Source organism: Schwartzia sp. (in: firmicutes), from assembly GCF_978017985.1.
Window position 1 is genome coordinate 1 of record NZ_CDXDFU010000201.1, and the last position, 9276, is coordinate 9276.

At 47.1% G+C, this 9276-nt stretch carries 12 protein-coding genes; 1 reads left to right on the forward strand and 11 read right to left on the reverse strand.

Going from position 1 to position 9276, the window contains the following annotated elements:
* Positions 1-65: 65 nt before the first annotated feature.
* The 11 genes from ispG to rpsB all read right to left on the reverse strand — a co-directional run bounded on the left by ispG (position 66) and on the right by rpsB (position 8571).
* Positions 66-1139 (reverse strand): flavodoxin-dependent (E)-4-hydroxy-3-methylbut-2-enyl-diphosphate synthase, encoded by a 1074-nt coding sequence (gene ispG / locus ACY69O_RS08640; protein ID WP_462333064.1) that lies wholly within the window; start codon positions 1137-1139, stop codon positions 66-68.
* An 11-nt stretch (positions 1140-1150) separates the two neighbouring features.
* Positions 1151-2188, reverse strand: a complete 1038-nt coding sequence (rseP, locus tag ACY69O_RS08645) for an RIP metalloprotease RseP (protein ID WP_462333065.1) — start codon at positions 2186-2188, stop codon at positions 1151-1153.
* A 44-nt stretch (positions 2189-2232) separates the two neighbouring features.
* Positions 2233-3384 carry a 1-deoxy-D-xylulose-5-phosphate reductoisomerase gene (locus ACY69O_RS08650; RefSeq protein ID WP_462333066.1) on the reverse strand — a complete coding sequence of 384 codons (1152 nt, stop codon included), beginning with the start codon at positions 3382-3384 and terminating at the stop codon, positions 2233-2235.
* Between the two features lie 4 nt (positions 3385-3388).
* Positions 3389-4219 carry a phosphatidate cytidylyltransferase gene (locus ACY69O_RS08655; RefSeq protein WP_462333067.1) on the reverse strand — a complete coding sequence of 277 codons (831 nt, stop codon included), beginning with the start codon at positions 4217-4219 and terminating at the stop codon, positions 3389-3391.
* A gap of 13 nt (positions 4220-4232) precedes the next feature.
* On the reverse strand, positions 4233-5021 hold the full coding sequence (locus tag ACY69O_RS08660) for an isoprenyl transferase (protein ID WP_462333068.1): 789 nt from the start codon (positions 5019-5021) through the stop codon (positions 4233-4235).
* 58 nt (positions 5022-5079) lie between these two features.
* Complete coding sequence (locus tag ACY69O_RS08665; RefSeq protein ID WP_072935200.1) at positions 5080-5250, reverse strand: DUF362 domain-containing protein; 171 nt, start codon at positions 5248-5250, stop codon at positions 5080-5082.
* Entirely contained in the window at positions 5231-5467 is a 237-nt protein-coding gene (locus ACY69O_RS08670) for a PASTA domain-containing protein (protein WP_462333069.1), read from the reverse strand. Before ACY69O_RS08670 ends, ACY69O_RS08665 begins: the two co-directional genes overlap by 20 nt.
* A 1-nt stretch (position 5468) precedes the next feature.
* Positions 5469-6026, reverse strand: coding sequence for a ribosome recycling factor (gene frr / locus ACY69O_RS08675; protein WP_462333070.1), 558 nt, complete (start codon positions 6024-6026; stop codon positions 5469-5471).
* A complete protein-coding gene (pyrH, locus tag ACY69O_RS08680) occupies positions 6023-6745 on the reverse strand; it encodes a UMP kinase (protein ID WP_462333071.1) in 723 nt (240 codons plus the stop codon). The genes frr and pyrH overlap by 4 nt, the downstream gene beginning before the upstream one ends.
* 135 nt (positions 6746-6880) lie before the next feature.
* Complete coding sequence (tsf, locus tag ACY69O_RS08685; RefSeq protein ID WP_462333072.1) at positions 6881-7753, reverse strand: translation elongation factor Ts; 873 nt, start codon at positions 7751-7753, stop codon at positions 6881-6883.
* Positions 7754-7842: 89 nt separating this feature from the next.
* Complete coding sequence (gene rpsB, locus ACY69O_RS08690) at positions 7843-8571, reverse strand: 30S ribosomal protein S2 (RefSeq protein ID WP_462333073.1); 729 nt, start codon at positions 8569-8571, stop codon at positions 7843-7845.
* A 354-nt stretch (positions 8572-8925) separates the two neighbouring features.
* On the opposite strand from rpsB, the gene ACY69O_RS08695 reads away from it, so the two are divergent.
* Positions 8926-9276: transporter substrate-binding domain-containing protein (locus tag ACY69O_RS08695; RefSeq protein WP_462333074.1), on the forward strand; the 351-nt coding region annotated here is incomplete at its 3' end.

Genomic DNA, 9276 nt, shown 5'->3' on the forward strand with positions numbered 1-9276 from the left:
AATGTTGGTGCATAAAGCTGTGTTGTACGCAAAACAAAAACCCCCATTAAATGATTTTTCGCGAATTACGCGTGTCTTTCTTCCAAAATCTTATCTATTTCCTTGAACAGCTCGGAAACTAAATCTTCCTCGCTGACCTTTCGCAAAATCTCACCCTTGCGGAATACCAATCCTTCGCCTTTGCCCCCGGCAATTCCCACATCAGCCTCACGGGCTTCCCCGGGGCCGTTGACTACGCAGCCCATAACTGCCACCGAAATGGGCTCTGTAATTCCTTCGAGCCGCTTTTCTACCTCCGAAGCGATTGCAGGCAGGTCAATAGCTGTCCTTCCGCATGTCGGACAGGATATCAAAGTCGGTCCGTATTCCTTCATGCCCAAGGATTTCAATATCTCATTGGCAACCTTTACTTCAACAACAGGATCACCCGTAAGGGAAATACGAATCGTATCGCCGATACCCTCTGCCAGCAGCGCTCCGATGCCCACCGCCGACTTAATCATTCCCGTATGCGGTGTACCCGCTTCAGTGATGCCGAGGTGAAGCGGATAATCTACTGTTTTGCTCATGAGCCTGTAAGCTTCGAGAGTCAAAGGAACATCGTGAGCCTTGAGCGAAATCTTCATATCGTAAAAATCCTGCGCTTCAAGAATTCTCACATGCTGCATTGCCGACTCAACAAGAGCTTCTGCGGTCACATGTCCATATTTCTCCAAAAGCTTTTTATCCAAAGAACCGCCATTAACACCAATACGAATCGGAATTCCTGCGGCCTTAGCTTCCGTGACCACCTTGCGAACGTTTTCCTCTCCGCCTATATTTCCGGGATTAAGCCGCAAAGCGGCAATTCCCTGACGAATCGCTTCAAGAGCAAGTCTGTAGTCGAAATGAATATCAGCAACAAGCGGTACAGGTGATTTTTTTATGATATTTCCTAAATTCTCAGCCGCCTCCATATCCGGAACAGCAAGACGGACAATATCGCATCCGGCATCTGCCAGGGCACGTATCTGACGAACCGTTGATTCCGTATCCTGCGTCTTTGTATTTGTCATTGACTGTACGGAAACAGGAGCCCCTCCACCAATCAGCACATCCCCGATATGTATCTGTCGTGTTTTCTTTCTATCAATACCCATCAATATCACCTTCAACCAGCAAAGAAAATACGTACAATATCGTTTTTAGTCGCAAAAAGCATCAACGCTATCAAAAGAGTGATTCCGACCATCTGCGTGTAATGCAATGCCTTTTCGCCCAAAGGTTTTCCTCTGAAAGCCTCTATAACAAGCGTAACAAAATGTCCGCCGTCAAGAGCAGGAACAGGCAGAAGATTTATTATGCCTAAATTCAGGCTCAGAACCGCCGCAAAATGAAGAAGCGGAACAAACCCTATCTGGGCGACCTCGCCCGTCATCTGCATTACACCTATAGGCCCTGCCAGTTCAGCTGCCGCAGAGCCTGAGAATATTTTTACAAGCCCGTTGAGCATTTCATAAATAATAACCCCTGTCTTATATGCGGCCAGATACATGGATTCAAACAGCCCCGGATGTCGGATATCAGACGAACTCATGATTCCGACCACAGGACGGTTGTTCTGCCTGTCATATTCAGGCACCATTGTAGTCTGATATTCCTTGCCGTCACGGACATAATCCACCGTCATAGATTTTTGCCCATTGGCAAGAATCTCACGGACAATATCACTCCACTCGTAAACCTCAACGTCGTTAATTTTACGGATAGTATCGCCTTTTTTAAGACCTGACATTGCAGCCGGCTTATCCGGAAGAATATCACCAAGCTCCGGACGTGTAGACGGTGTGCTTACCCCTACGGAAAAGAAAATAACGGCAAAAATAAAAATCGGAATGATTAAATTCATACCAGGTCCCGCAAGAATAGTAAGCATACGCTTCCATACCGGCTTCGCGCAGTAGCCTCTGTCTCCCGCGTCGTTATCTGCCGGATTCATTCCCGCAATATCATTAAATCCGCCTAAAGGGATACAACGAATCGAATATTCAGTTTCACCGTATTTTCTGCTCCAGATTCTCGGCCCGAAACCTATGGCGAATTCATCCACCCGCATTCCTGTCCACTTTGCAAGCGCAAAATGTCCCAACTCGTGAAAAAGCACGAGAAAACCGAAAACCAGTACTGATGCGGCTATTGTATATACCATACTTTTTCCCTTTCAAATTCTAACCCGAATAAAGCCGGGAATTTTTATTTTTCGGCGATTCGCGCCTTAACAAATTCCCTCGCCCATTCATCTTCTTCGCAAAGCACTTCGTAAGCAGGTGCGAATTTTACCTCACGCTTATTCATTGCCTGCTCAATCAACTCATAAATATCAAGGAATCCGATTTTTCCCTGCAGAAAAGCAGCGACGGCTTCCTCATTTGCACCGTTAAGAATACACGGCATTGTGCCGCCTGTTTTGCCTGCCTCATAAGCCAGCTTCAGCCCACGGAAGGTATCAATATCCGGCTGCTCAAAGGTAAGACTGCTGATTTCACGGAAATCAAGCCGTGGAAACGCAGATGTGAGACGGTTCGGATACGTCAGCGCATACTGAATCGGAAGACGCATATCCGGCATCCCCAGCTGCGCCATAACAGCGCCATCATGGAAAGCAACCATCGAATGAACAATACTCTGCGGATGCACAACAACCTCAATTTTTTCATAAGGCATATCATACAGCCAATGAGCCTCAATAACCTCAAGTCCTTTATTAACAAGCGTAGCGGAATCTACAGTTATCTTTTTTCCCATGGACCACGTCGGATGACTGAGACAGTCCTTTATGGAAACACCCTTTAGCTCATCATGCTTCTTGCCGCGGAACGGACCACCCGAAGCAGTCAGAATAAGTTTTTCCACAGTGCCTCGGTTCTCTCCCACAAGGCATTGAAACAACGCGCAGTGCTCGCTGTCAACAGGCAGAATAGATACGCCTTTTTCCTTCGCCCGGCGCATTACAAGCTCTCCCGCAACCACCAGAGTTTCCTTGTTTGCAAGGGCAATATTCTTCCCTGCATCCAAAGCCGCGAGCGTAGGAGCAAGACCTGCAAAGCCCATAAGCGATGTAACAACAGTATCAACGCCCGGATAAACAGCACCGTCAATGAGTCCCTGTTTTCCGTCAAGAATTTTAGTCTTTCCATTGTACCGTTCACGCAAACGTGCCGCAGCCGCGGAATCCGAAAGCACAGCAACCTCCGGAGAAAATTCCTTGATCTGCTCCTCAAGCATTTTATCGGAAGAATTCGCAGCAATTACCAAAACGCGGAATTCTTCAGGATTACGCCGCACAACATCAAGAGTCTGTGTTCCGATTGAACCCGTGGAACCTAAAATAGCAATATTTTTCATCAAATCACCTGTTAAGGAAAGTAAATACCTGAACAAAATAGTAAACAAACGGAACTACAAACAACACGCTGTCAAAACGGTCCCAGACTCCGCCATGCCCCGGAATGATATTTCCTGAATCCTTGATGCCGGTGAACCGTTTCATTGCAGACTCCACAAGGTCTCCTACCGTTGCAACCAATGCAATGCAGAGTCCCAGCACAGCCATATAAACAACAGGAAGCGAAAGCGCATATCCCAGTACCGCGACAGATGCCATAGTACCGACTACGCCACCGATAAGACCTTCAACTGTCTTTTTGGGGCTCACAGCCTCGCACAGCTTTACATGTCCCAGAGAACATCCGGCAAAATACGCAAAAGAATCGCTTGCCCATGTTCCGATAAGAGCAATCCAGAGCCATGCGCAGCCTGCCTCCATATCTCCCACAGGCGTACTCATCATTTCTCCCGTGTCAAAGAAACGCAGAAGAACAAGATGTGAAAATGAAAAGCCGAGATAAACAATTCCCGCAACACTGTAGCATGCCTGTTCTACCGAGAAGGAACGATGGAAAAATACTGCCTGCAGCAGTGTCCAGAGAATCCAAAAAGTAGAAAGCGCCATGAACTCCTCGGCATTTCCCTTCCATGCGCAAGCCCAAAAGCTGAGCATAGCAAGCATTCCGCTGACATAGGCAAGCGGCTTGCCAAAGGAAGAAAACGCCTTCGCATATTCATGCCATCCAATGAGCATGAGCAAAAGAACTGCCGCGCTGTAAACAACCCCGCCTGTCTGAATGATAAAAGCAGCCAGGGAAATGCCGACAATTCCCGTAATAACTCTGATAGCCAAAATAATACCCCTTTTATTTCTTACTTAATCCGCCAAATCTGCGGTCACGATTTCCAAACTCACGAAGCGCCTGCACAAAGCATGCAGGTGTAAAATCAGGCCAGTTTATATCCGTGAAATAAAACTCTGCATAGGCCGTCTGCCACAAAAGGAAATTGCTTAATCTTTGGTCTCCGCTTGTGCGGATAACATAATCCACAGGAGGAAGTCCTGCCGTATCAAGCTCAGCCTCAAGACACGCTTCATCAATATCCTCAGGCTTAAGCCCGCCTGACAAGGTTTTTTTGGCGACTGACTGTACTGCGCGGATAAGCTCGTCACGTCCACCGTAATTCATAGCGACATTAAAGTGAACACCTGTATTATCCGCAGTCTGTTCCTCCGCCTCACGGGCCTGCTTCTTCAAAGCCGGTGACAGGTCATCAACGCGCCCGAGAAAACGAAGCTTAACATTATCTTCGTCCATCTCGTCAATTTCCTTCGCGAGATAATCGGAAAAAAGATTCATAAGAAAATCTACCTCTGTATGAGGTCTTTTCCAGTTTTCAGTCGAAAAGGCATAAACCGTAAGCGCAGGAAGCTCAAGATCAATAGCAACCTTAAGAACCTGCTTCAAAGTATCTACTCCGGCGGTATGCCCTGCCGTCCGAATCAGTCCCTTCCCCTCTGCCCATCTGCCGTTTCCGTCCATAATAATAGCAGTATGGCGTGGAAGCCGGGACTTATCTATATCATTATAAAGTGGGCTTTGCGCCGCATTCTTTCCCGTCGGCGCTTTTGACCCAAATAACTTATTCCACATAAAGAAGAACTCCTACAAAAAAATAAGCCCCTCCAAAACCCAAGAGGGGCCCTCTCCATCACGGAGCGCTGATTGCGGAAACCGGACAGCCGGCTGCACAAGCGCCGCATTCTACACACTTGTCAGGATCAATCACATAATGTGAGTCACCTTCTACAGGAGCACCTACGGGACATACTGCAGCGCAGGAACCGCACGAAATGCAGTCATCATTGATTTTGTATGCCATCTTCAGACACCTCCTTTCGTTGTTTTGCTGCTGCCAATATATGGATCAGCCCATTCTCGGGCACAGCTTTCTGTCTTACAACATACAGGCGTGTTTCATCGACGGAAAATTTATGATGCGTCGATCTGGTTATATCGACAACATAGGAGAGCCCTGCCGCCTTCAAAAGGCTTTCAGCCTCATCCAATGGTCTCCCTGTAACATCCAGTTTATGCATCTCAGACTTCCATAATCTCTTTTTCTTTTGCAGCTTTGGAAGTATCAACCATCTTTACATACTTGTCGACGAGCTTCTGAATATCGTCCAGACCCTTTTTGGACTGGTCTTCCGTGATTTCCTTTGCTTTTTCAAGCTTTTTGATGGCATCATTTGCATCACGGCGGAGATTGCGCAGAGCAACCTTTGCGTCCTCAGCCTTCTTATTGACGCTCTTTTTGAGCTCCTCACGGCGTTCCTGTGTAAGCTGCGGAATCGTAAGACGAATTGCAGCTCCGTCGGAATTCGGAGTAAGACCAAGATCAGACTTCATCAGAGCCTTTTCAATCTCATGAAGCATCGGCTTTTCCCACGGCTGAATAAGAATCATACGCGGCTCAGGAACAGCGACCTTTGCTACCTGATTAACAGGCGTCGGAGTACCATAATAATCAACCATGACCTTATCAAGCAAGGACGGCGTAGCACGTCCTGCACGCAGAGAAGCAAATTCACGCTTCAAAGCCTCGATAGATTTTTTCATGCGTTCTTCATGCTCGTTCAAAATATCCTGAATCATCTCTGATTTCCCCCTACGGTTGTACCGATATTTTCTCCCATTGCAGCCTTCACGATATTCTCATGTTTATCAATATTAAATACAACAATAGGAATCTTGTTGTCCATGCACAGGCTTGTCGCCGTAGAATCCATGACCTGCAGACCACGCTGAAGAACCTCGATATAATCAAGCTCATCAAATTTCTTTGCGTCAGGATTCTTGTTCGGATCGGAATCATAAACCCCGTCCGTATTCTTTTTGCCCATGAGGATAACCTCAGCCTCAATCTCAGCAGCACGGAGAGCAGCCGTCGTGTCTGTCGAGAAATACGGATTGCCCGTACCTGCGGCAAAAATAACTACACGGCCTTTTTCCATGTGTCGGATTGCTTTGCGGCGGATATACGGCTCTGCAACCTGACGCATATCAATAGCACTCTGAACGCGGGAATCCACATCCGCTTTCTCGAGAGCATCCTGAAGTGCCAGAGCATTCATGACAGTAGCCAGCATACCCATGTAATCTGCCGTCGCGCGATCCATTCCCTTTGCGCTGCCTGCAAGACCGCGCCAGATGTTTCCTCCGCCGACAACAACAGCACAGTCAATGCCGGCCTTATGGATTTCACGAATCTGAACAGCAATATCCTCCACAACAGCCGGGTTGATTCCAAAACCCTGCTCGCCCGCAAGGGATTCACCCGACAACTTTAAAATAACTCGCTTATATTTTGCCAAAAGTCAAACCTCCATTTTCCGATTCCATACCTTTCTTTAGTATAGCACCTAGCAAACCCTGCCTGCAATGAGTTTCTTCTTAATTCCATAAAAAAAGAGAGAACACTTATGTGTCCCCTCTTTCATAATCAAAACTTACTGCTTAATCTGAGACATAACCTCAGCTGCGAAGTCTTCCTGCTTCTTCTCAATGCCTTCACCAAGCATGAAACGTGCGAAGCCTTTGACCTCTACATCGCCGAGAACCTGTTTAATCGTCTGTTCCGGATCCTTAACGAAGGACTGCTCAACAAGGCAGACTTCCTTGTAATATTTGTTGATACGGCCATCGACCATCTTCTCAACGATTTTCTCCGGTTTGCCTTCCTCAAGAGCCTGAGCCTTGAGAACCTCACGCTCGTGAGCAAGAGCAGCCGGATCTACACCTGCGCGGTCAACGCAGGACGGATTTGCTGCAGCAATCTGCATTGCAACGTCCTTGCCGAGCTGAGCTTCGCCGCCAGTGAGTTCAACGAGAACGCCGATTTTACCGCCCATGTGGATGTAGCTTGCAACGCGGCCTGCGGACTCATAACGCGCAAAACGGCGGATGGAAATTTTCTCACCGATTGTAGCAATCTGCTCCGTGATGAAGTCAGAAACCTTCTTGCCGTCCATAACGCTGTCGTTCAGCGCATCAACATCAGCCGGGTTCGTATCAGCGATATGTTTAGCAATCTTATCAACCATAGCATGGAAGTTGTCCGTATTTGCAACGAAGTCAGTCTCGCAGTTTACTTCGACAACAGAACCGACTTTAGCGTCAGCGGAAACATAAGCGCCGACAACACCCTCTGCAGCAACACGGTCAGCCTTTTTGCCAGCCTTTGCAATGCCTTTTTCACGGAGGTAATCAATAGCTTTTGCCTGATCTCCGTCCGTTTCTGCCAGTGCTTTTTTGCAGTCCATCATTCCTGCGCCCGTTTTTTCACGCAGTTCTTTAACCATAGCGGCTGTAATCTGTGCCATGTGAATAAATCCCCTTTTCTCAAAAATAAGGGGTAAGGGATAAACTCCCTTACCCCTCTTTAAACTGTACTTATTAAGTGAGTAAACGATTATTCTGCAGCTTTCTCAGCTTCAGCTTCCGTCGTCTCTTCGCCCTGACCCTGACGGCCTTCAAGAACAGCATCAGCCATACGGCCCGTCAGGAGACGGACAGCACGGATTGCATCATCATTGCCCGGGATAACATAATCGATTTCATCCGGATCGCAGTTCGTATCAACGATAGCAACGATAGGAATGTTGAGCTTGCGTGCCTCAGCAACAGCAATACGCTCTTTACGCGGATCAACGATGAAAAGAGCGCCCGGCAGTTTGTTCATGTCTTTGATACCGCCGAGGAACTTCTCAAGTTTCTCCATCTCATGACGGAGACCCTGAACCTCTTTCTTCGTCAGAACGTCAAACGTTCCATCCTCTTCCATCTTCTCAAGATCTTTAAGGCGTTTAATACGCTTCTGGATCGTCTGGAAGTTCGTCAGCATGCCGCCGAGCCAACGCTCGTTGACATAGAACTGGCCAGCACGCGTAGCTTCTTCTTTGATGGCTTCCTGAGCCTGCTTCTTCGTTCCTACGAAAAGGATAGATTTGCCGGACTCAGCAACGCTGCGTACGAAATTGTACGCCTCATCAACCTTGCGAACTGTCTTCTGCAGGTCGATAATGTAGATACCGTTGCGCTCCGTGAAGATGTATTTTGCCATCTTCGGGTTCCAACGTCTCGTCTGATGACCGAAATGGACACCAGCCTCCAATAACTGTTTCATGGAAATCATAGCCATGATTGGTGCACCTCCTGTTTTTTTCCTCCGCACCCCTCATCGTCTGATCAACTCTGCGAAACCGCAAAGCACAGCACAGACCTCAGAATGCGTGTGATTTATAACACCGCGAAATATTTTATCACACTTTTTACAATAAAACAAGCCCGAAGCATGCATGCTGCAAACATTTTTTACCCTTTTCTATTCTTTCATCAGGACTTAATATTTCCATCTATTCAATGAAGCTTTTAAGAATTTCACAACCATTTCCATGCAGGAATTTAAATTGCCCCGTCGAATTATGTAAAACAAACTATACTGCATTACTTATCTAAGCCCGGTCGTGAATAAAGCTGAATGGAAGTGATTTTCGTGCGTAAAATTTTATTCATTTTATCCACTGTTCTTTTGATTCTGCTTACAGCAGCGCAGCCGATATCCGCCGAAAAAAATTCCTCCCGGATACGTGTCGGATATTACGAAAACGGTGCCTTTCAAACAGGCGCAAATCCCGGTGACATACGGCGCGGTTATGCCTATGAATACTATAGGAAAATTTCAGAATACACGGGCTGGCGTTATGAATACGTATACGGAACCTTTGCCGATTTATATAAAATGCTTTTAGACGGTCAGATTGACCTGCTGGCCGGGCTTGCAAAGACTGATAAAAGAATTGGTCTTATAGGTTACCCTGATTTCCCTATGGGCAACGAGACATAT

Bases quoted from the DNA above. Each gene is read 5' to 3' on its own strand.
- ispG (WP_462333064.1), bottom strand. From the start codon at position 1,139: ATGGGTATTGATAGAAAGAAAACACGACAGATACATATCGGGGATGTG.
- ACY69O_RS08670 (WP_462333069.1), bottom strand. From the start codon at position 5,467: ATGCATAAACTGGATGTTACAGGGAGACCATTGGATGAGGCTGAAAGC.
- frr (WP_462333070.1), bottom strand. From the start codon at position 6,026: ATGATTCAGGATATTTTGAACGAGCATGAAGAACGCATGAAAAAATCT.
- ACY69O_RS08660 (WP_462333068.1), bottom strand. From the start codon at position 5,021: ATGTGGAATAAGTTATTTGGGTCAAAAGCGCCGACGGGAAAGAATGCG.
- rpsB (WP_462333073.1), bottom strand. From the start codon at position 8,571: ATGGCTATGATTTCCATGAAACAGTTATTGGAGGCTGGTGTCCATTTC.
- ACY69O_RS08665 (WP_072935200.1), bottom strand. From the start codon at position 5,250: ATGGCATACAAAATCAATGATGACTGCATTTCGTGCGGTTCCTGCGCT.
- ACY69O_RS08650 (WP_462333066.1), bottom strand. From the start codon at position 3,384: ATGAAAAATATTGCTATTTTAGGTTCCACGGGTTCAATCGGAACACAG.
- rseP (WP_462333065.1), bottom strand. From the start codon at position 2,188: ATGGTATATACAATAGCCGCATCAGTACTGGTTTTCGGTTTTCTCGTG.
- tsf (WP_462333072.1), bottom strand. From the start codon at position 7,753: ATGGCACAGATTACAGCCGCTATGGTTAAAGAACTGCGTGAAAAAACG.